The organism is Pseudomonas parafulva, assembly GCF_002021815.1.
Lineage (GTDB): Bacteria > Pseudomonadota > Gammaproteobacteria > Pseudomonadales > Pseudomonadaceae > Aquipseudomonas > Aquipseudomonas parafulva_B.
Window position 1 is genome coordinate 54,866 of sequence record NZ_CP019952.1, and the last position, 18,665, is coordinate 73,530.

Below are 18,665 nucleotides of genomic sequence, written 5' to 3' on the forward strand. Positions count from 1 at the left end.
ACCACGATGCGGCTGTGCATAACATGGGTAAAGCCCCCGTAGGGCAATGCGTGGGATTAGCCAGGCTTATGTTTGAACACCTTGCTGGATTGTCGTTGGATACCCTACGCGTGTTCGAGGCAGCCGCACGCTTGCGCAGCTTTACGGCAGCTGCCTTGGAGCTGGGCACCACGCAACCGGCAATCAGTCAGCAGGTAAAACGCCTGGAGGCGCAACTGGGCGCGCGGCTGTTCGATCGCATCTACCGGGGCATCGAGCTGACCGAGGCGGGCCAAGTGTTGTTCGAGTACGCCAGCCAGGGGTTGCAAACCATGGACGATGGCGTGGCCCGCGCAAGCGGGCGCCATCAGCGTGAAGTACTTCAGGTGGCGACGGATTTTGCATTCGCTGCGTTCTGGTTGATGCCCCGTCTGCAGCGCTTTCATGAAGCGTATCCACAGGTCGATGTGAGCCTGGTGACGGGTGAGCGAAGCCAAGGCATGTTGCGCCCGGACATTGACGTGGCGGTGCTATTCGGCGATGGGCGTTTTCATCAAGGCGAGAGCCGTTGGCTGTTCGATGAGGAGGTTTTCCCGGTATGCAGCCCTCGCCTTGTCCATGGCAAACCCTTGTCTGCCGCGGCTTTGCAGCGTTTGCCGCTGCTGCATCTCAAGGGTGAGCAGGCGAGCCGGTGGTTCGACTGGGCAGGTGTCTTTCGCGGGCTCGGGGTGACCAGCGCGCCGCCTGCGGGGCAGCTGCGGTTCGACAACTACACGTTGTTGATCCAGGCCGCCATCGCGGGCCAGGGCATGGCGATCGGCTGGCGGCATCTGGTGGATGGGCTGGTCGACCAAGGGTTGCTGTGCCGGCCGTTGGAGGGCACCTTGCGGTCGGCACGTGGGTATTACGCCGTATTGCCGCCGCGCAAGCGTCGCGGGGCGTTGATCGCACGCTTCGTGGATTGGCTTGAGCACGAGCGTTGCCTCTGAGATGCTGGGCCCGCTTGTGGCATGTTGTCAGAATCGACGCACATCAGGAGTAGCTGTGCAGAGAATCAAGGGTTATCACGCCCACGTGTACTACGACGCCTCCACCTTGGAGCAGGCGCGAGCCTTGTGCGAGGAGGCAGCCGCGCTGTTTCCGGTCACCATGGGGCGTATGCACACCAGGCCTGTTGGGCCGCATCCGGACTGGAGCTGTCAGTTGGCGTTCGAGCCTGAGCTTATTGGCGTGGTGCTGCCCTGGCTGGCGTTGCACCGCAGGGGGCTGGTGGTCTTTTTGCACCCGCTTACCGGGGATGAGCTGGCAGACCACCGCGATCATGCGATCTGGATGGGGGCGCTGCGGCCTCTGGACTTGTCGGGTTTTGGCGAAGGGCGTTAATTGAGCGATCCAATCTTAGGCGCGTTCTTGCCGGAGCGGCCGCGATGACTGCGAAGCAGCCCCAGGATTTCAGCTTCGCAGCTCATATTGCTGGGGTCGCTATGCGGCCCATCGCGGCACAAGGCCGCTCCTACAGGTATACGCATCTCTCAAGTGCGCCGCGATGGGCCGCGCAGCGGCCCTAGGATATCAGCGTTGCAACATGAGCTGCCGCTCAAGATAGCCTCGGGCAACCGAGCGACAACCATCCCTTAGCGCCGAGCGCCACGTACCCCTTCTGCCAAGGCCGAGCACAGGCTCAACACATCGTCTACCGCCTGACCGGGGTTCTGCGCGTGGGCAATTTTGTCGACCAGGGCTGAGCCTACCACCACACCGTCGGCGAGACGGGCGATGTTGGCCGCCTGCTCGGGGGTGCGAATGCCAAACCCGACGCTGATCGGCAAATCCGTATGGCGACGCAAGCGCGCAATGGCTTCGGTCACATGTTCTGTCGTCGCCGAGCCTGCACCGGTCACACCGGCCACCGACACGTAGTAGACGAACCCGGAGCTGCGCTCCAGCACGCGGGGCAGGCGCGCGTCGTCGGTAGTCGGGGTGGTCAGGCGGATGAAGTCGATACCCGCAGCCTGGGCCGGGCTGGCCAGTTCGTCGTCATGCTCAGGCGGCAGGTCGACGATGATCAGGCCATCGACACCGGCTTTGTTGGCCTGGGCCACGAACGCTTCCACGCCAAAGCGGTGAATCGGGTTGTAGTAACCCATCAGCACGATCGGCGTGGTCTGGTCATCCACTCGGAATTCGCGAACCATCTGCAGCGTCTTGGCCAAGGTCTGGCCAGCCTCGAGTGCACGCAGGGTGGCCAGCTGGATGGCCACGCCGTCGGCCATGGGGTCGGTGAACGGCATGCCCAGTTCGATCACGTCGGCACCTGCCGCCGGCAGGCCCTTGAGAATCTGGAGCGAGGCGTCATAGCCTGGATCACCTGCAGTGACGAAGGTGACCAGTGCTGCGCGGCCTTCGGTTTTCAGCTCGGCGAAACGTTGTTCAAGACGGCTCATGCCTGTTTCTCCTGGGCGGCCATGTGGTTCATGACGGTGTGCATATCCTTGTCCCCACGCCCCGACAGGCAGATCACCATCAGGTGGTCCTTGGGCAAGGACGGGGCGCGCTTGATGGCTTCGGCCAGCGCATGGGCGCTTTCCAGCGCGGGAATGATGCCTTCGAGCCGGCAGGATGCGTGGAAGGCATCCAGGGCCTCGTCATCGGTGATGCTGACGTATTCGACCCGCTTCACTTCGTGTAGATAAGCGTGCTCGGGGCCGATGCCCGGATAGTCCAGGCCTGCTGAGATCGAATGGGCATCGGTGATCTGGCCGTCGGCGTCCTGCAGCAAGTAGGTACGGTTGCCGTGCAGTACCCCAGGCACTCCGCCGTTCAGGCTGGCAGCGTGCTTGTCGGTCTGTACGCCGTGCCCGCCCGCCTCGACACCGATGATCTGAACGCTCGGCTCTTCGAGAAACTCGTGGAACAGGCCCATGGCATTGGACCCGCCACCCACGCAGGCCACCAGGCTGTCCGGCAGTCGGCCTTCCTTTTCCTGCATCTGGGCGCGGGTTTCCTTGCCGATGATCGACTGGAAGTCCCGAACCATGGCTGGGTAGGGGTGCGGGCCGGCTACGGTGCCGATCAGGTAGAACGTGTCGTCGACATTGGTGACCCAGTCGCGCAGGGCCTCGTTCATGGCGTCTTTCAAGGTGCCGGTACCAGCGGTGACCGGCACGATTTCAGCGCCCAGCAGTTTCATGCGGAACACGTTGGCCTGCTGCCGCTCGATGTCGGTAGCGCCCATGTAGATCACGCAAGGCAACCCGAAACGCGCCGCCACGGTGGCGGTAGCGACGCCATGCATGCCGGCACCGGTTTCGGCGATCAGGCGCTTTTTGCCCATGCGCTTGGCCAGCAGTACCTGGCCGATGCAGTTGTTCACCTTGTGCGCGCCGGTGTGGTTGAGCTCCTCGCGCTTGAAGTAGATCTTGGCACCACCGCAGTGCTCGGTCAGGCGCTCGGCGAAATACAACGGGTTGGGACGGCCAATGTAGTCGCGTTGGAAGTAAGCCAGTTCTTCGAGAAATGCAGGGTCTGCCTTGGCCGCTTCGTACTCACGGGCCAGGTCCAGTACCAGTGGCATCAGTGTTTCGGCCACGTAGCGGCCGCCGAACGAGCCGAACAGGCCATTGGCATCGGGGCCGGGGCGATATTGGGACTGGGTCATGAGACGCTCCAAGGCATAACGAATGAGTGATGGGCTTTACTGTAACCATGACCTGCTCCGATGAAAACCGATAAGATTGCGCTGACCTGTCAGGAAAACTCACACGTAATGGCCAGTGATCTCCCGCCCCTCAATGCCTTGCGCGCCTTCGAGGCGACTGCCCGGCTCAACAGCGTCAGCCAAGCAGCTGAAGCGCTGCACGTGACCCATGGCGCAGTTAGCCGGCAAATCAAAGCGCTGGAAGCGCACCTTGGCGTTGCCCTGTTCGCCAAGGATGGGCGAGGTGTGAAACTCACAGATGCTGGCGTCAGGTTGCGTGACGTCAGTGGTGAGGTCTTTGATCGGCTGCGCGGGGTATGCCGGGAGCTGGCCCGCGAAGTGGAGCACGCACCTTTTGTGCTTGGCTGTTCCGGGAGCTTGCTGGCGCGTTGGTTCATCCCGCGTCTGGGGCGCTTGAATGCCGACTTGCCTGAGCTTCGCCTGCATCTTTCTGCCGGTGAGGGCGACCTTGACCCGCGTCGCCCCGGGCTGGATGCGTTACTGGTGTACGCCGAACCGCCGTGGCCAGCGGACATGCAGGTTCACGTACTGGCGCAGGAACGTATTGGGCCAGTCGTCAGCCCGCACTTCGAGGGCACTGGGCGCCTGCGCAAGACGGCGGTCAGCCAGCTATTGGAAGAATCCTTGCTGCACACCACGTCGCGCCCGCAAGCCTGGCCTACATGGGCGTTGGCCAACGGCCTCGATGCCCAGGCGCTGAAATATGGGCAGTCGTTCGAGCACCTGTATTACTTGTTGGAAGCGGCAGTCGCAGGATTGGGGGTGGCCATCGCGCCTGAGCCATTGGTGGCCGATGACTTGCGTGCAGGGCGCCTGATTGCGCCATGGGGCTTTAGCGCAACGCCTGCAGCGTTGGCACTGTGGGTGCCACGGCGCGCCGCAGATGGGCGCGCCGAGCAGCTGGCGCAGTGGTTACGCGCCGAGTTGGCCGGGCAGAGCGCTTAGTTGCGCTTGCACAGCAGGTAGGCAGCCAGCAGGCCCAGTGCGCCTACGGCCACGCCAGCGGTGGTGTAGGGGTGTTCCTGGGCGTAGTCGCGGGTAGCGATGCTGGTCTTGACCGTGCGGTCTTTGACTTCTTCGTAGGCGTCGCTCAGTAGGCTGCGCGAGTGCTTCAGGGCCGTCTCGGCATTGCTGCGGATAGCCTTGAGGGACTTCTGGGATTCCTCGGACGCGTCGTTCTTGAGGCTTTCCAGGCTTTTCAGGAGGCTCTCGATCTCGGCTTCCATGCTTTCCAGTGATGTTTTACGCAGCGAGTTGCGGGGCATGTTGACTCTCCTTCGCGTTATGGGCTCTAGAGATTGCGACTATCAAGCGAAGCGAAAGTGCGATCGAACTTTCTGCCGCTGCGCCTGCTCGCAGGTAAACCAGCACTGCGCTGCTAGGCTCAACGTTATCGCCATCCAAGGAGTCAACACATGTCCGATCACCACACGTACAAAATGCTCGAACTGGTAGGTTCTTCCACCACCGGTATCGAGGACGCCATTCAGAATGCCCTGGCCGAAGCCTCCAAAAGCGTGCAGATGATGGAGTGGTTCGAAGTCGTCAGCACCCGTGGTCACATTCGTGACAACAAGGTCGAGCACTTCCAGGTGACCCTGAAGGTCGGCTTCCGTATCACCAACAGCTGATACAGTTCCGGGCTGGATGTGCCTGGCGCGATGGGGTAAGACTTAGACGAGGCGCCTGATGGGCGCCTTTTGCGATTTCATCTGCACAAGGAAAGCAAGTGATGAACAAAGTGGTTCTGGCGTTGGGCCTGATGACCCTGGCGGGCGGCGCGATGGCTGCCGGCAAGCCGTGTGAAGAGCTGAAAGCGGAAATCGCTGCCAAGCTCGATGCCAAGGGCGTGCAAAACTACACGCTGACGGTCGTGGACAAGGGCGATCCCGCCGGCAAGGTGGTGGGCAGTTGTGAGGGCGGTACCAAGGAAATCGTTTACAGCCGCAACTAAGGGCCACCGAACCCCGCGGGTTGACCGCGGGGTTCGGGCATATGACCGGTTGCCAGGCTATCGGTCACCCGTCAAGACGCCGAGTCAGCCCGGTCCGCTCCACGGGGCACCCTGCTCGACAGCTAGGCTTGCTGCAGTGCCTGAGCCAGCAACTCGTAGGAGCGTATCCGGTCTGCGTGCTCGTACAGATCGCAGGTAAAGATCAGTTCATCGGCCCCTGTCTGCTCCAGCAGCACCTCGACCTTGGCGCGGACCTTATCAGGGCTTCCGATCATCGCCAGCCCCATGAAGCTGCCCACCGCGTCGCGCTCATGGGGCAACCACAAGCCGTTCATGGTTTCTACCGGAGGCTTCTGCATCAGGCTCTGGCCGCGAATCAAGGCCAGGATGCGTTGATAGACCGACGTGGCCAAGTACTCGGCCTTCTCGTCGGTCTCGGCCACTACCATGGGAATGCCGAGCATGACGTAAGGCTTGTCCAGCGTGGTGGATGGCTTGAAGTGATTGCGATAGACCCGAATCGCCTCATGCATGTAGCGCGGCGCAAAATGCGATGCGAAGGCATAGGGCATGCCACGCATGCCAGCGAGCTGGGCGCTGAACAGGCTGGAGCCCAGCAACCAGATAGGCACATCGGTGTCGTGCCCCGGCACGGCAATCACTTTCTGGTCATCGGTGCGTGGGCCCAGGTAGCGCGACAACTCTTCGACGTCATCCGGGAAATCGTCCGCACTGCCGGCTCGGTCGCGGCGCAGTGCATGGGCGGTCATCTGGTCGGACCCTGGTGCGCGGCCCAGGCCCAAGTCGATACGACCGGGGTACAGGCTGGCCAGGGTGCCAAATTGCTCGGCCACCACGAGCGGCGCGTGGTTGGGCAGCATGACGCCTCCGGAACCTACCCTGATACGCGATGTACCCCCCGCTAGGTAGCCGATCAGTACCGAGGTGGCCGAGCTGGCGATGCCGTCCATGTTGTGGTGCTCGGCTACCCAGAAGCGGTTGTAACCGAAGCGCTCGACATGCTGCGCCAGGTCCAGCGAATTGCGCAGCGATTGCGCGGGCCCTTGGTCGGCGCGCACTGGCACCAAGTCAAGGGTGGATATTTTCAGATTTCGCAACTGCGTCATGAAGCCTCCGCAATGATGGTTGGCCTGAGGCCTTTTGACTCTGTATGGGCGCAATCGTTGGATTCAATGTCCCCTGTCGGATTGAGCTGAACTCTCATCAGGCTACCAGCCTCTGAATCGATAGGTATTTAACTAATGACCGGGAGGCATCATGAAGAAGACAGCATCGGCAATCTGGGAAGGTGGTCTCAAGGACGGCAAGGGCCAGATCTCCACGGAAAGCGGCGCGCTCAAGAACAACCCTTATGGGTTCAACACCCGTTTCGAAGACACGCCGGGCACCAACCCAGAAGAACTGATCGGCGCCGCCCACGCTGGGTGCTTCTCGATGGCGCTGTCGATGATGCTGGGCGAAGCCAAGCTGACGCCCGAGCGTATCGACACTAAAGCCGAAGTCACCCTGAACAAGCAGGACGATGGTTTTGCCATCACTGCGGTGCACTTGGTGCTGAGCGCCAAAGTACCAGGGGCGAGCGAAGAACAGTTCCTGGAAATCGCCAACAAGGCCAAGCAGGGCTGCCCCGTGTCCAAGGTGCTCAACGCCAACATTACCCTGGATGCCAAGCTGGTGAGCTGATCGCTCCAGCCGTGGGCGGTTTGCGGTAATCTGAAAACCCGGCAGCCTCGCTGCCTTTACTGGAGCCGCCCATGATTCGCATCGCTACCGCTTTACTGGTCTCCCTGGTGACAACTTCGGCACTGGCAGCAATCAAGCCATGCGAGGAGTTGAAGGCAGAAATCGAGGCCAAGATCCAGGCCCAGGGTGTGCCGTCCTATACCCTGGAAATCGTGCCCAACAGCGAAGTGCAGGACCCCAACATGGTGGTCGGCAGCTGTGATGGAGGTGCCCGCAAGATCATTTATCAGAAGAATGATCAGTAAGCCTGGCAACCGCTGGGACCCGGAGGGGGCCTAGGGTATGCAGAAGACCCTGCTAGGTTCGTTGACGACCACGGTCCTGGCTGAGTCATACAACAGCACCTGCGGTTCCATTACCGGCGCCCTTGCCTCAAGCCTATAACGCTCGCCCGCCTCGAAGTGATCGTAACGCACCGTCAGGTAGCATGTACGGTCCCTGGGGTCGGTAGAGAACCCGCCCGCGTAGATCTCATAGTCGAAACGTACGATCAGTTCGTGCTTGCCGGGCGTCACCTGAAAATAACGGCCGTCGTCCAGGCGTTTGCCATCGAGGCGGTCGGCCATGATGACCCTGCCGGGTGTCATGGTGTAAAGGTCTACCCAGGCCTGTTTAGGGTCCTTGGGCGGTAAGGGGCTAGCACAAGCTCCCAGTGCACTGAGGGCGATCAGCATCATGGGCTGGCGCATGGCAGGTTTTCCACTTGCAGTGAATACCTGACAAGCATAGCGCTGTTTTGGATGCTTCACGTGCGCTGGCAGCCTGCCGGTTCACCCTGGCTGACCAGGTTCTGTTGCTGATCATAGAGCTTGATCCAGGGACGGAAGCCGATGCTGCCAGCCTGCAACTGGTAAAGCTCGCCAGCATCGAAGCCCTTGAAGGCCACCTTGACCTGGCAATCACGCCACAGCGGGGCGTCAACGGGGCCGATGTTACTGGGCGCCACCGGGAATTGATAGCGCACGGTCAGCTCATGGTTGCCGGGCGGTATTTGGAAATAACGGTTGTCGTCCCAGTCCCTTGCATCGACTTTTACCGCGTCCAGGGAAGTTTGCTCGCCTGGTTCAAGGTCGACCCACGCTTGAGAGGGGTCGGGGTCAGGCAATGTCGAACAGGCCGTTGTCAGCAGCAATGAACCGGCGACCCACAATGCGCGCATGGCGAAACTCCCCTTCGGCGAGATAATCTTTAGGCGAATGGGGTTGAGCGAATCAGACGGTAGACGATGCTTGGAACAGTGCTTGTGCAACGCTCAGACCCTGGGGCACTCGACCGTGTTTTCACCCGGTTTGTTCCGCTACTGCTCGTCGCGCTGCTCAACGGTTGCAGCAGCGCTGGCTACTATGGCCAGCTGGCAGTCGGCCAGTGGGAGCTGCTGCAGGCGCGTCGGCCCCTGACGAAGGTGATGGCCGACCCTGCCACGTCCGAGCCGTTGCGCGCTCGGCTGGCGTACGCCCTGCAGGCACGGACATTCGCCACCCGGCAACTGAAATTACCCGACAACCGAAGCTACACGACGTACGCCGATTTGGGCCGCCCGTACGTTGTATGGAATGTATTCGCCACCCCCGAGTTGTCGCTGCAGCCGGTCACCCACTGTTTTCCCATTGCAGGGTGCGTGGCCTACCGTGGCTACTACCGTCAGGGCGCAGCACGGGGTGCAGCGGCGTTGATGCGCCAGCAGCACCTTGACGTCTATGTGGGCGGGGTAGAAACCTATTCGACCCTGGGCTGGTTCGATGACCCGATCCTGTCATCGATGATGGGCTGGGGTGAAGAGCGTCTGGCCACGCTGATCTTTCATGAGCTGGCTCATCAGCGTGTCTACGTGCAGGACGATACGGCCTTCAACGAGTCGTTCGCGTCGTTCGTCGAGCAGCAAGGCACGCGGCAATGGCGGCTGAGCCGTGGGCTGGGGGCCACCGGCGAAGACCATGGCCCCCAGCGCGAGCAGTTCATCCGCCTGGTGCTGGCCACGCGGGCACGGCTACAGGCGATTTATGCGGCGCCCACCGATGATGAAACCAAGCGCTTGGCCAAGCGGGCCGAGTTCGAGCGGCTACGGCGCGATTACCGTTTGCTGCGCGATGGCCCCTGGAGAGGCGATACGCGTTACGACGCCTGGGTATATGGGCCGATGAACAATGCGAAATTGCTGCCATTCGGGCTGTACGATCAGTGGGTGCCGGCTTTTTCGGCTTTATTTCGCCAGGCCGAAGGTGACTGGGAGCGATTCTATGAGCGCGTTGGGCAACTGGCGTCATTGCCCATCGCTGCGCGCACTGCAGCCCTGCAAGGGTTGATGCCAGGGGCTAGTGCGCGTTAGCCGGTTGCCCGGCCCTTCAGCGCGATCGCATGCTGAACGCCTCGTGCAGCTCGGCCAGGGACGCGAAATGAAACGCCGGCGCTTCTGCCATCAGTTCCTCGCGGCTTCCGAACCCATACCCAACTGCCACGGCCTGCACGCCGTTACTGCGGGCACCGATCAGGTCATGCTTGCGATCGCCGATCATAAGCGTGTGTGCCGGGTCCAGCCCTTCTTCGTCCAGCAGGTGGCGAATCAGCTCGACCTTGTTGGTTCGCGTACCGTCCAGCTCGCTGCCGTAGATCACTTTGAAATGCTGGTCGAAGGCGAAGTGGCGGGCAATTTCGCGCGCGAATTCCCACGGCTTTGAAGTCGCTATGTAGAGCGTGCGGCCTTGGCCATTGAGGGTTTCGAGCAGCTGCGGCACCCCGTCGAACACGAGGTTTTCGTACAGGCCCGTGACGCGAAAGCGCTCACGGTAAAAGTTGACGGCCTCCCAGGCCTTGGCTTCGTCGAAACCGTAGAACTGCATGAACGCCTGCAACAACGGCGGGCCGATGAAGTGTTCAAGGCGAGAGAGGTCTGGTTCGTCGATACCCAGCTTCGCCAAGGCGTACTGGATGGAACGGGTGATACCCAGGCGGGGGTCGGTCAGGGTGCCGTCGAGGTCGAACAGAATGTTTTGCTGGTGCATAGGGAAGGTGTCCGCTTGGTTGCTGCGCCGCATGCTGGCGGGCGAGCCGATGCCCGCATGGCTGAGTCAGAGCCCGATACCGGCAGCTGCGCGGCCGGCGGGCTGTGGAAAAACGATCAGTCCGGCTGATCGAAGCCCTCGGCCAGGTGCTGGTCCTTGAGCTTCACGTAGTTGCCGGCGCTGTAGGCGAAGAAGGCACGTTCCTGGTCGTTCAACAACCGGACCTGCCTGACCGGGCTGCCCATGTACAGGTAGCCGCTGACCAGGCGCTTGCCCGGTGGCACCAGGCTTGCGGCGCCAATGATCACCTCGTCCTCGACGATGGCGCCGTCCATGACGGTACTGCCCATGCCGACCAGTATGCGGTTGCCCAGTGTGCAGCCGTGCAGCATGACCTTGTGCCCGATGGTGACTTCGTCACCGATGATCAGCGCAAAGCCATCCGGGTTGAACGGGCTGGCGTGGGTGATGTGCAGCACGCTGGCGTCCTGCACACTGGTGCGCGCACCGATACGGATGCGGTGCATGTCGCCTCGCACTACCACCAATGGCCAGACCGAACTGTCTTCGCCGATCTCGACATCGCCTAGTACCACCGCCGAGCGGTCGACGAAGGCCCGCGCTCCGAGCTTGGGACGGTGTTGCTGGAAGCTTCGAATGGCCATGATAGTGTTCCTCATGTGTGCCGATAGGCTGGCTGCCTGCTGCGGTCGGCGTCGATTGTAATTAAGATGGGGCTGTGTTTCTTCTGCCAAGGTATCCAAACCGTGACTGCGAACAACCCGCTTCTGCAATCCCACGATCTGCCGCCCTTCTCGCAAATTCGTGCAGAGCACGTGCTGCCGGCGATCGAAGCGATCCTGGCCGACAACCGTAAAGCCATTGCCAGGATTCTTGAAGAACAAGGCGCAGCGCCTACATGGGCAGGCCTGGTGCTGGCCATGGATGAACTGAACGACCGCCTCGGGGCCGCCTGGAGCCCGGTGAGCCACCTCAATGCAGTGTGCAACAGCCCAGAGCTGCGTGAAGCCTACGAGGCCTGCCTGCCAGCGCTGAGCGCCTACTCTACGGAGCTTGGGCAGAACCGTGCGTTGTTCGATGCCTACCAGGCACTGGCTGCAAGCCCCGAGGCTGCCACGTTCGATGTGGCGCAAAAGACCATCCTTGAACATGCGTTGCGTGACTTCCGCCTGTCGGGCATCGACCTGCCTGCCGCAAAGCAGCAGCGCTACGCCGAGGTGCAGAGCAAGCTCAGCGAGCTGGGCAGCCGGTTCTCCAACCAGCTGTTGGATGCCACCCAGGCGTGGAGCAAGCACGTCACCGACGAAGCCGCGCTCGACGGCCTGCCTGACTCGGCCAAGGCCCAGATGGCCGCCGCTGCCGCCGCCAAGGGCCTCGATGGCTGGCTGATCACCCTCGAATTCCCCAGCTACTATGCGGTGATGACCTACGCCAGCGACCGCGCGCTGCGCGAAGAGCTGTATGCAGCCTACTGCACCCGCGCGTCGGACCAGGGCCCGAACGCGGGGCAGTTCGACAACGGTCCGGTGATGCAGCAGATTCTCGATCTGCGCCAGGAGCTTGCCGAACTGCTGGGCTATAAGAATTACGCCGAGCTGAGCCTGGCGACCAAGATGGCCGAGTCCAGCGACCAGGTGTTGAGCTTCCTGCGCGATCTGGCCAAACGCTCCAAGCCCTTCGCCGCCCGCGACCTGGCCCAGCTCAAGGCCTATGCTGCCGAGCAAGGTTGTCCGGAGCTGGCCAGTTGGGATGCCGGGTACTTTGGTGAGAAGCTGCGAGAGCAGCGCTACAGCGTGTCCCAGGAAGCACTGCGCGCCTACTTCCCCATCGACAAGGTACTGGGTGGCCTGTTCAGCATCGTGCAGCGCCTGTATGGCATCGAGATCAACGAGCTCAAGCAGTTCGACGCCTGGCACCCGGATGTACGCCTGTTCGAGATCAAGGAGAACGGCCAGCATGTAGGGCGCTTCTTCTTCGACCTCTATGCCCGCGCCAACAAGCGTGGTGGTGCCTGGATGGACGGGGCGCGTGACCGTCGCGTAACGGCGCAAGGCCAACTGCAAAGCCCGGTGGCCAACCTGGTGTGCAACTTCACCCCTGCCGCGCCGGGCAAACCTGCCCTGCTGACCCATGACGAGGTCACGACGCTGTTCCATGAGTTCGGCCACGGCTTGCACCACCTGTTGACCCGCATCGATCACGCCGGGGTGTCTGGTATCAACGGCGTGGCATGGGATGCGGTAGAGCTGCCCAGCCAGTTCATGGAGAACTGGTGCTGGGAGCCCGAAGGCCTTGCCTTGATTTCCGGCCATTACGAAACCGGCGAGGCGCTGCCGCAGGACCTGCTGGACAAGATGCTGGCGGCGAAGAACTTCCAGTCCGGCATGATGATGGTGCGTCAGCTCGAGTTCTCGCTGTTCGACTTCGAACTCCACGCCAGCCACGGTGACGGCCGTACGGTGCTGCAAGTGCTCGAAGGGGTGCGCGATGAAGTGTCGGTCATGCGCCCACCGGCCTATAACCGCTTCCCGAACAGCTTTGCGCACATCTTTGCGGGCGGTTACGCAGCAGGCTACTACAGCTACAAATGGGCTGAAGTGTTGTCGGCCGATGCCTTTTCGCGGTTCGAGGAAGAAGGCGTGTTCAATGCCGAAACAGGTCGGGCGTTCCGTGAAGCGGTGCTGGCTCGAGGCGGCTCTCGTGCGCCGATGGTGTTGTTCGTCGACTTCCGCGGGCGCGAGCCGTCCATTGACGCCTTGCTGCGCCACAGCGGCCTGGCCGAAGAATCGGCAGCATGAGCGAGGACGCCGTGAACAAGACCAAGAAGCGCTTCATCGCTGGCGCGGTATGCCCGGCATGCAGTGAAGCCGACAAGCTGATGATGTGGAACGAAGACGGCGTGCCGCACCGCGAGTGTGTGGCGTGCGGTTTTACGGACACGCTCAATGAGCAGGGCTTGTCGGTGCCCAGCGAACTGGGCACGCGGGTCAACCAACAAGCGCCCAAGCCGGCAGCGGCGAAGGTGCAGACCGTGCAGTTCTTTCCCAATCCGAAGCTGAAGAAACCGGCCGATTGACCGCTGCACCGCTCGGGCGCAAGGCCCGGGCGGTGGGGCTGGTGGTAATTAATCGCGACCTGCACGCTCACGCAGTCGCCCACGCTTGCCAGCTCCCATTATCGAGCAAGGTAAAGCGTGATGAGCAACCCGCTTCTGCAAGATGGCAACGTGCCCGTCGACTACCCCTCCATCACGGTTCAAAGCATGCAGAATGCGTTCGACCAAGTCCTTGAGCGGTATGCACAAGGCATCGAGCGCGTGATCAACAGCCAGCCATCGATGCCAACATGGGATGACCTGGTGTTGGCCATGGATGATCTGGACGCTCAGTTGTACGCAGTGCTTTATGGGGTAATGCCATTTCTGGGCAAAGGGCAGGCCTGGAGTGACCCTATCCTGGCGTTTCACATTGCTGCCAACTCCGCGTTGGACTCAAGGTTTTGCAACGAGCAGCTTCAGTCGCTGTATGAACAGCTGGCGTACAGCGATATCGGCCGTAATCTCGATAGCCGCCAGCGGGCAACATTGCGCTGGCACGTGGAAAGGTTTCGCGTCAGTGGTGCTTCGCTGCCCAAAAGCGACAAGGCGCGGCTGCTCGACCTGCAACGCCAGATAACCGAGCTTGAAGAACGGTATCTGCTCAATCTCGATCATCCGGACGTGGTCGTCGATGACATCACTCAGCTGCGCGGTCTATCCCAACGCAGTCTCGATGAGCTGAACGAACGGGCAAGGCAGCGTGGCAATAACGGGTGGTCCATACCCTGCGAAAGCTGGGCTGTCGACCGTGTGCTGGAAGAGGCCGAGCTGGGTGCTATCCGTGAGCAGGTGTACCGGGCTTTCCATGGACGTGGCGTCAATACCGGTTCGTCACCAGATAATGGTCAGGTGCTGCAGCAACTGGCACTTCTGCGCCATGAACGAGCGACGCTGTTGGCGTTCTCCGATCACATGAACCTGAGCTTGGCGCGCAAAAGTGCAGGTTCGCCAGGCCAGGTTCGTGCATTCCTGCAAAGTTTGGCTGCTGGCATGAAACCCCTGGTGCAGCAGTGGCGCTCAGACCTTGAGCGTGACGCACAGAAATTGGGTCTGGATGACATGCAGCCCTGGGACCTACGCTTTGCCCAAAAGCAACTGCGAGACGCGGCCAAGATAGTGTCGAAGGAGGCGCTGCGCGAATTTTTCCCAATGGCTGCCGTGATCGACGCGCTGATCCAGCTGGCCAGGCGGCTCTTTGGCCTGGAGTTGAGGGCCACCCCTGCCCCTGTATGGGCACCCTCAGTTCTGGCTTTTGAGGCATTCCAGCACAACGCACGCATTGGCTTGCTCTATCTCGATGCTGTACAGCATGCCGGTAAGCAGGCAGATGCGGTGTTCACAACCTATGTGCGTAACCGCAGGGTCGACGCGGAAGGGATTTACCAGCAAGCGGTGGTGATGGTCTTCAGTGATGTGCCCGAAGGTAGCGCAGGCGCACAGCCATTGTTGGATCACCTCGCGCTGCGCAAGCTGTACCACGAGTTTGGCCATGCGTTACATCACCTTCTGGTGCGTACCGACAACCAGGTTCAGTCGGGCGTGATCGAACTCGGTACGGACGGGACGGAGCTATTTGGCAAGCTTTTCGAACGTTGGGTGTGGAACGCCGCCTATCTCGTCAGCATCTCCTCCCACCATTCGGACGGGCGTCAGATTGATAGGGAGCAGGTCGAGCGGTGCATCGCGCGCTATAAGCGCGAGGCCATTGGCGAAGCCGCGCTTGAGCTGAGCAAAGCCTTGTTCGACGTGGATCTGCACACGAAACCAGGTGACGGGAAAACCCCTCGCCAGCGATTCGCTCAATCGCGCGAACAGTGTGGTTATTGGCCCCTGCACGCCCATGAGCACCCAGCCCACGCCTTCGACCACCTGGCTACCGGGTATGACGCCGGCTATTACGCCTATCTCTGGGCAGATGTATGTGCCGTGGATATCTTTACCCGCTTCGAGCAAACGGGGTTACTTGATCGTGCGCTTGGACAGGTGCTGTTCGAGTCACTAATCGCCCCAGGGGCATCGCGCCCATTGCGTGAAGGGGTGAGACAGTTTCTAGGCCGTGAGACCAGCCTGCACCCTTACCTCCAGTGGCTTCAGGCTGCCGGATAATCGGGCTGGCAATTACCCGGCATGCCCTTTACTGTACATGCATACAGTAAAGGGTTTAGCCATGTCATATTCACCTCCTTTGAAGGGCCGCGGCACTGCGCATAATCCGCATAATCGCTTCGGCCACACCCACTCATCGTATGAGGATGATGGCTGGTACCAAGATGTGCCGATCACGCAAGGGACCGAAGTGCGGATCGAGACGGCCAAGACCGTGATCAGCCGCAATACCTCGCCCGACCTGCCCTTCGACCGGTCGATAAACCCTTATCGCGGTTGCGAGCACGGATGCATCTATTGCTATGCGCGCCCTTCCCACGCCTATTGGGACCTGTCGCCGGGTCTGGATTTCGAAACCAAGCTGATCGCCAAGACCAATGCGGCCGATGTGCTGGCGCAGCAGCTGAGCAAACCTGGGTACGTGTGTGCGCCGATCAACCTGGGGGCCAACACCGACCCTTATCAGCCGATAGAACGCGAACACTTGCTGACTCGGCGTTTGCTGGAGGTGCTGCTGAAGTTTCGACACCCAGTGACCATCGTCACCAAGGGCGCTTTGATTCTGCGTGACCTTGACCTGTTGACCGAAATGGCCAGCTTGCGCCTTGTGCGCGTGATGATCAGCCATACCACCCTTGATGCTGGCCTTAAGCGTGTGCTGGAGCCCCGTGCCGCTTCGCCTGCTGCGCGCTTGCGGGCCATACGCCTGCTGCGCGATGCGGGCGTACCCGTGGGCGTGCTGTGTTCGCCGATCATTCCCATGATCAACGACTGTGAACTGGAGCAGTTGCTGGAGTCGGCGCAAGAGGCCGGGGCGCAAAGCGCGGCCTACATGATGCTTCGCTTACCGCTGGAGGTGGCCCCTCTGTTCGAGCAGTGGTTGCACGATCACTATCCGCAGCGCGCAGCCCATGTGATGAGCCTGATTCGGCAAAGCCGGGGCGGAGCGCTTTATGACAGCCGCTTCGGTGCTCGTATGCGGGGTGAAGGTGTTTTTGCCCAGTTGTTGGCGCAGCGTTTCGACAAGACTGTACGCAAGCTGAACTTGGAAGAACGTGAATCTTTACAACTCGATTGCTCATTGTTCAGCCTGCCAGGCAGGCAGCTGCAATTGCTTTGAACCAATTAGCGTATATGTTGTCTTTCGCGAAAATTGATATCTAAATGCCATTATTGGATAGCCCGCGTATATCAACTCATGACTGACGGCTGTGATGTCTATGAAGTGGGCAACTGTGAACTGGGCCACAAAAAAATGTTTTGGTTAATTGTGAATTGCCTCTCATTTTTTGTGAAAGACGATCATTCGATGGTAGTGGCGATTAGCTGCCAGCATTACTGGCGCTCATGGTAGAGACCAGCTACGGCGCGGGTTTCACGTAGGAGCGTGTAGCCAATTCGAAGAACGCTCGTACCAATTTTGTAGGAAAAGGCTTACATGCTTGTAAGATATCCACCATTTCGTTAGCAATTATTGCTCGGGTAACCTCCGCGCCATTGTGGATCGTCTCACGCAACTTGAAAGCATCTGGTCAGCCTGGGTGGATATTCGAGCGAAGAGCTTTTTGCCCGTTATCAGTAATTGAAGACCTGTAACACGCGCTCGGTTGAATACCGTGTGACAGGGTCAGCGTTTAATTCATGGACGAACAGTGTGGATATTGCAGAAACTGCCAGCCTGAAAGATCGCGCCAAGAAAAAACTTGAACGCGATGCCGGCCCGCTCATTATCGATGCGCTCAACCACCCGCAGACCGTCGAGTTGATGTGTAACGGCGACGGCAAGCTTTGGCTCGAACAATTGGGCCAACCGATGAGGCACATTGGCGATCTGCGTCCGGCGCAGGCCGAGTCCATCATCAAGACCGTGGCTGGCTTCCATGGCAAGGAAGTGACCCGCAGCAAACCGCTGCTCGAAGGCGAATGGCCCCTGGACGGGTCGCGCTTCGCAGGCCAGCTTCCGCCGGTGGTGCGCGCCGCCACGTTTGCGATCCGAAAAAAGGCGGTCGCCATCTACACCCTGGACCAGTATGTGGAGTCGGCGATCATGACGCCGGCCCAGTGCGATGCCATCAAGCGGGCCATCCGTGATCACCGCAACATCCTCGTTATCGGTGGTACGGGTACCGGCAAGACCACCTTGGTCAACGCGGTCATCAACGAGATGGTCATCGAATTTCCCAGTGAGCGCGTATTCATCATCGAGGACACCGGTGAGATTCAGTGCGCGGCCAAGAACTTCGTGCAGTACCACACCACCGTCGACGTGAGCATGACCCACCTGCTCAAGACCTCCCTGCGTATGCGCCCTGACCGCATCCTGGTCGGTGAGGTGCGTGGCGAAGAGGCACTCGACCTGATCGATGCCTGGAACACCGGCCACCCTGGCGGCGCCGCCACGCTGCATGCCAACAGCGCCAGTGAAGGGCTGACCCGTCTCAAATCCCTGGTTTCCCGCAACAAGTCGGCTCCGGCCGACATCGAGCCGCTGATTGGCGAAGCGGTTCACGTCGTCATCTCCATCGCCAGAACCCCAGAAGGCCGCCGCATCCAGGAAATCCTCGAGGTTTCCGGGTACGAAAACGGCCGTTACATCATGCGCAACCTCTAGGAAAACATCGCACATGCAAGCCAACATTTCTCTGTCCCGCATCAATGCCCAAACGTTTGGCTACCTGGCGCTCTGCCTGTTGATGCTCTACGTAATGGTCACCCCGGAAAATGCCTTCGCCTCTACCGCCGGTAGCGGCACCCTGCCTTACGAGAGCTGGTTGGAATCTCTGCGCAAATCGGTAACCGGCCCAGTTGCCTTCGCCTTGTCGATCATTGGCATCGTGGTAGCGGGCGGCGTATTGATCTTCGGCGGCGACCTGAACGGCTTCTTCCGCACCCTCATTTTCCTGGTGCTGGTGATGGCCCTGATCGTTGGTGCCAACAACATCATGAGCAGCTTCTTTGGTACTAGCGCAGAGCTGGCGCAATTGCTGCCACTGCCTCAGCACACCCTGGTACAGGGTCAGGTCTGAG

General features: G+C 60.7%; 22 protein-coding genes. 14 read left to right on the forward strand and 8 right to left on the reverse strand.

Annotation, left to right across the window (positions count from 1 at the left end):
• The first annotated feature begins 68 nt into the window (after window positions 1–68).
• Window positions 69–968 (forward strand): choline sulfate utilization transcriptional regulator, encoded by a 900-nt coding sequence (locus tag B2J77_RS00260; RefSeq protein WP_058603642.1) that lies wholly within the window; start codon window positions 69–71, stop codon window positions 966–968.
• A gap of 55 nt (window positions 969–1,023) precedes the next feature.
• Window positions 1,024–1,362 (forward strand): DOPA 4,5-dioxygenase family protein, encoded by a 339-nt coding sequence (locus tag B2J77_RS00265; RefSeq protein WP_058603643.1) that lies wholly within the window; start codon window positions 1,024–1,026, stop codon window positions 1,360–1,362.
• Between the two features lie 251 nt (window positions 1,363–1,613).
• On the opposite strand, the gene trpA is transcribed toward B2J77_RS00265, so the two are convergent.
• Entirely contained in the window at window positions 1,614–2,423 is an 810-nt protein-coding gene (trpA, locus tag B2J77_RS00270; RefSeq protein WP_078477763.1) for a tryptophan synthase subunit alpha, read from the reverse strand.
• On the reverse strand, window positions 2,420–3,637 hold the full coding sequence (gene trpB, locus B2J77_RS00275; protein WP_023532832.1) for a tryptophan synthase subunit beta: 1,218 nt from the start codon (window positions 3,635–3,637) through the stop codon (window positions 2,420–2,422). Before trpB ends, trpA begins: the two co-directional genes overlap by 4 nt.
• Window positions 3,638–3,745: 108 nt before the next feature.
• Here trpB and B2J77_RS00280 point away from each other — a divergent pair, with 108 nt between their 5' ends.
• Window positions 3,746–4,642, forward strand: coding sequence for a LysR family transcriptional regulator (locus B2J77_RS00280; protein WP_078479374.1), 897 nt, complete (start codon window positions 3,746–3,748; stop codon window positions 4,640–4,642).
• On the opposite strand, the gene B2J77_RS00285 is transcribed toward B2J77_RS00280, so the two are convergent.
• The gene (locus B2J77_RS00285) at window positions 4,639–4,962 is read right to left on the reverse strand and encodes a DUF883 family protein (protein WP_023532474.1); all 324 of its coding nucleotides are present in this window, start codon (window positions 4,960–4,962) and stop codon (window positions 4,639–4,641) included. The two genes, B2J77_RS00280 and B2J77_RS00285, sit on opposite strands and share 4 nt — an antisense overlap.
• 150 nt (window positions 4,963–5,112) lie before the next feature.
• On the opposite strand from B2J77_RS00285, the gene B2J77_RS00290 reads away from it, so the two are divergent.
• Window positions 5,113–5,328, forward strand: a complete 216-nt coding sequence (locus B2J77_RS00290) for a dodecin (RefSeq protein ID WP_023532741.1) — start codon at window positions 5,113–5,115, stop codon at window positions 5,326–5,328.
• Between the two features lie 101 nt (window positions 5,329–5,429).
• Window positions 5,430–5,651 (forward strand): DUF1161 domain-containing protein, encoded by a 222-nt coding sequence (locus B2J77_RS00295; protein WP_023532365.1) that lies wholly within the window; start codon window positions 5,430–5,432, stop codon window positions 5,649–5,651.
• A 122-nt stretch (window positions 5,652–5,773) separates the two neighbouring features.
• On the opposite strand, the gene B2J77_RS00300 is transcribed toward B2J77_RS00295, so the two are convergent.
• Window positions 5,774–6,778 (reverse strand): LLM class flavin-dependent oxidoreductase, encoded by a 1,005-nt coding sequence (locus B2J77_RS00300; protein WP_058638747.1) that lies wholly within the window; start codon window positions 6,776–6,778, stop codon window positions 5,774–5,776.
• 151 nt (window positions 6,779–6,929) lie between these two features.
• On the opposite strand from B2J77_RS00300, the gene B2J77_RS00305 reads away from it, so the two are divergent.
• Both B2J77_RS00305 and B2J77_RS00310 read left to right on the forward strand, forming a co-directional pair.
• On the forward strand, window positions 6,930–7,355 hold the full coding sequence (locus tag B2J77_RS00305; protein ID WP_078477764.1) for an OsmC family protein: 426 nt from the start codon (window positions 6,930–6,932) through the stop codon (window positions 7,353–7,355).
• 71 nt (window positions 7,356–7,426) lie between these two features.
• Window positions 7,427–7,660: a DUF1161 domain-containing protein gene (locus tag B2J77_RS00310; RefSeq protein WP_058603649.1), complete on the forward strand. Its 234-nt coding sequence runs from the start codon at window positions 7,427–7,429 to the stop codon at window positions 7,658–7,660.
• Window positions 7,661–7,690: 30 nt separating this feature from the next.
• On the opposite strand, the gene B2J77_RS00315 is transcribed toward B2J77_RS00310, so the two are convergent.
• Complete coding sequence (locus tag B2J77_RS00315) at window positions 7,691–8,104, reverse strand: hypothetical protein (protein ID WP_023532343.1); 414 nt, start codon at window positions 8,102–8,104, stop codon at window positions 7,691–7,693.
• A 56-nt stretch (window positions 8,105–8,160) separates the two neighbouring features.
• Window positions 8,161–8,574, reverse strand: coding sequence for a hypothetical protein (locus B2J77_RS00320; protein ID WP_078477765.1), 414 nt, complete (start codon window positions 8,572–8,574; stop codon window positions 8,161–8,163).
• Between the two features lie 84 nt (window positions 8,575–8,658).
• On the opposite strand from B2J77_RS00320, the gene B2J77_RS00325 reads away from it, so the two are divergent.
• Window positions 8,659–9,741 (forward strand): aminopeptidase, encoded by a 1,083-nt coding sequence (locus tag B2J77_RS00325; protein ID WP_078477766.1) that lies wholly within the window; start codon window positions 8,659–8,661, stop codon window positions 9,739–9,741.
• Between the two features lie 16 nt (window positions 9,742–9,757).
• Here B2J77_RS00325 and B2J77_RS00330 read toward each other — a convergent pair whose 3' ends face one another.
• Window positions 9,758–10,414, reverse strand: a complete 657-nt coding sequence (locus B2J77_RS00330; RefSeq protein ID WP_078479375.1) for an HAD family hydrolase — start codon at window positions 10,412–10,414, stop codon at window positions 9,758–9,760.
• A 116-nt stretch (window positions 10,415–10,530) separates the two neighbouring features.
• The gene (locus B2J77_RS00335; protein WP_058603651.1) at window positions 10,531–11,079 is read right to left on the reverse strand and encodes a gamma carbonic anhydrase family protein; all 549 of its coding nucleotides are present in this window, start codon (window positions 11,077–11,079) and stop codon (window positions 10,531–10,533) included.
• 66 nt (window positions 11,080–11,145) lie between these two features.
• Between B2J77_RS00335 and prlC the strand changes: the two genes are divergently transcribed.
• The 6 genes from prlC (at window position 11,146) to trbC (ending at window position 18,664) form a co-directional block, all read left to right on the forward strand.
• Window positions 11,146–13,233: an oligopeptidase A gene (gene prlC, locus B2J77_RS00340; RefSeq protein ID WP_078477767.1), complete on the forward strand. Its 2,088-nt coding sequence runs from the start codon at window positions 11,146–11,148 to the stop codon at window positions 13,231–13,233.
• Window positions 13,230–13,511 carry a YheV family putative zinc ribbon protein gene (locus B2J77_RS00345; RefSeq protein WP_078477768.1) on the forward strand — a complete coding sequence of 94 codons (282 nt, stop codon included), beginning with the start codon at window positions 13,230–13,232 and terminating at the stop codon, window positions 13,509–13,511. The genes prlC and B2J77_RS00345 overlap by 4 nt, the downstream gene beginning before the upstream one ends.
• A 120-nt stretch (window positions 13,512–13,631) precedes the next feature.
• Window positions 13,632–15,638, forward strand: a complete 2,007-nt coding sequence (locus B2J77_RS00350) for a M3 family metallopeptidase (protein WP_078477769.1) — start codon at window positions 13,632–13,634, stop codon at window positions 15,636–15,638.
• Window positions 15,639–15,699: 61 nt separating this feature from the next.
• Complete coding sequence (locus B2J77_RS00355) at window positions 15,700–16,758, forward strand: PA0069 family radical SAM protein (RefSeq protein ID WP_078477770.1); 1,059 nt, start codon at window positions 15,700–15,702, stop codon at window positions 16,756–16,758.
• 540 nt (window positions 16,759–17,298) lie between these two features.
• The gene (trbB, locus tag B2J77_RS00360) at window positions 17,299–18,249 is read left to right on the forward strand and encodes a P-type conjugative transfer ATPase TrbB (protein WP_306107092.1); all 951 of its coding nucleotides are present in this window, start codon (window positions 17,299–17,301) and stop codon (window positions 18,247–18,249) included.
• 13 nt (window positions 18,250–18,262) lie between these two features.
• Window positions 18,263–18,664 (forward strand): conjugal transfer system pilin TrbC, encoded by a 402-nt coding sequence (gene trbC, locus B2J77_RS00365; protein WP_058638738.1) that lies wholly within the window; start codon window positions 18,263–18,265, stop codon window positions 18,662–18,664.
• Window position 18,665 lies beyond the last annotated feature (1 nt).

Bases quoted from the DNA above. Each gene is read 5' to 3' on its own strand.
- B2J77_RS00295 (WP_023532365.1), top strand. From the start codon at position 5,430: ATGAACAAAGTGGTTCTGGCGTTGGGCCTGATGACCCTGGCGGGCGGC.
- B2J77_RS00350 (WP_078477769.1), top strand. From the start codon at position 13,632: ATGAGCAACCCGCTTCTGCAAGATGGCAACGTGCCCGTCGACTACCCC.
- prlC (WP_078477767.1), top strand. From the start codon at position 11,146: ATGGGGCTGTGTTTCTTCTGCCAAGGTATCCAAACCGTGACTGCGAAC.
- trpB (WP_023532832.1), bottom strand. From the start codon at position 3,637: ATGACCCAGTCCCAATATCGCCCCGGCCCCGATGCCAATGGCCTGTTC.
- trbC (WP_058638738.1), top strand. From the start codon at position 18,263: ATGCAAGCCAACATTTCTCTGTCCCGCATCAATGCCCAAACGTTTGGC.
- B2J77_RS00305 (WP_078477764.1), top strand. From the start codon at position 6,930: ATGAAGAAGACAGCATCGGCAATCTGGGAAGGTGGTCTCAAGGACGGC.
- B2J77_RS00320 (WP_078477765.1), bottom strand. From the start codon at position 8,574: ATGCGCGCATTGTGGGTCGCCGGTTCATTGCTGCTGACAACGGCCTGT.
- B2J77_RS00355 (WP_078477770.1), top strand. From the start codon at position 15,700: ATGTCATATTCACCTCCTTTGAAGGGCCGCGGCACTGCGCATAATCCG.
- B2J77_RS00280 (WP_078479374.1), top strand. From the start codon at position 3,746: ATGGCCAGTGATCTCCCGCCCCTCAATGCCTTGCGCGCCTTCGAGGCG.
- B2J77_RS00310 (WP_058603649.1), top strand. From the start codon at position 7,427: ATGATTCGCATCGCTACCGCTTTACTGGTCTCCCTGGTGACAACTTCG.
- B2J77_RS00290 (WP_023532741.1), top strand. From the start codon at position 5,113: ATGTCCGATCACCACACGTACAAAATGCTCGAACTGGTAGGTTCTTCC.
- B2J77_RS00330 (WP_078479375.1), bottom strand. From the start codon at position 10,414: ATGCACCAGCAAAACATTCTGTTCGACCTCGACGGCACCCTGACCGAC.
- B2J77_RS00300 (WP_058638747.1), bottom strand. From the start codon at position 6,778: ATGACGCAGTTGCGAAATCTGAAAATATCCACCCTTGACTTGGTGCCA.
- B2J77_RS00285 (WP_023532474.1), bottom strand. From the start codon at position 4,962: ATGCCCCGCAACTCGCTGCGTAAAACATCACTGGAAAGCATGGAAGCC.
- B2J77_RS00260 (WP_058603642.1), top strand. From the start codon at position 69: ATGTTTGAACACCTTGCTGGATTGTCGTTGGATACCCTACGCGTGTTC.
- B2J77_RS00335 (WP_058603651.1), bottom strand. From the start codon at position 11,079: ATGGCCATTCGAAGCTTCCAGCAACACCGTCCCAAGCTCGGAGCGCGG.
- B2J77_RS00315 (WP_023532343.1), bottom strand. From the start codon at position 8,104: ATGCGCCAGCCCATGATGCTGATCGCCCTCAGTGCACTGGGAGCTTGT.
- trpA (WP_078477763.1), bottom strand. From the start codon at position 2,423: ATGAGCCGTCTTGAACAACGTTTCGCCGAGCTGAAAACCGAAGGCCGC.
- B2J77_RS00345 (WP_078477768.1), top strand. From the start codon at position 13,230: ATGAGCGAGGACGCCGTGAACAAGACCAAGAAGCGCTTCATCGCTGGC.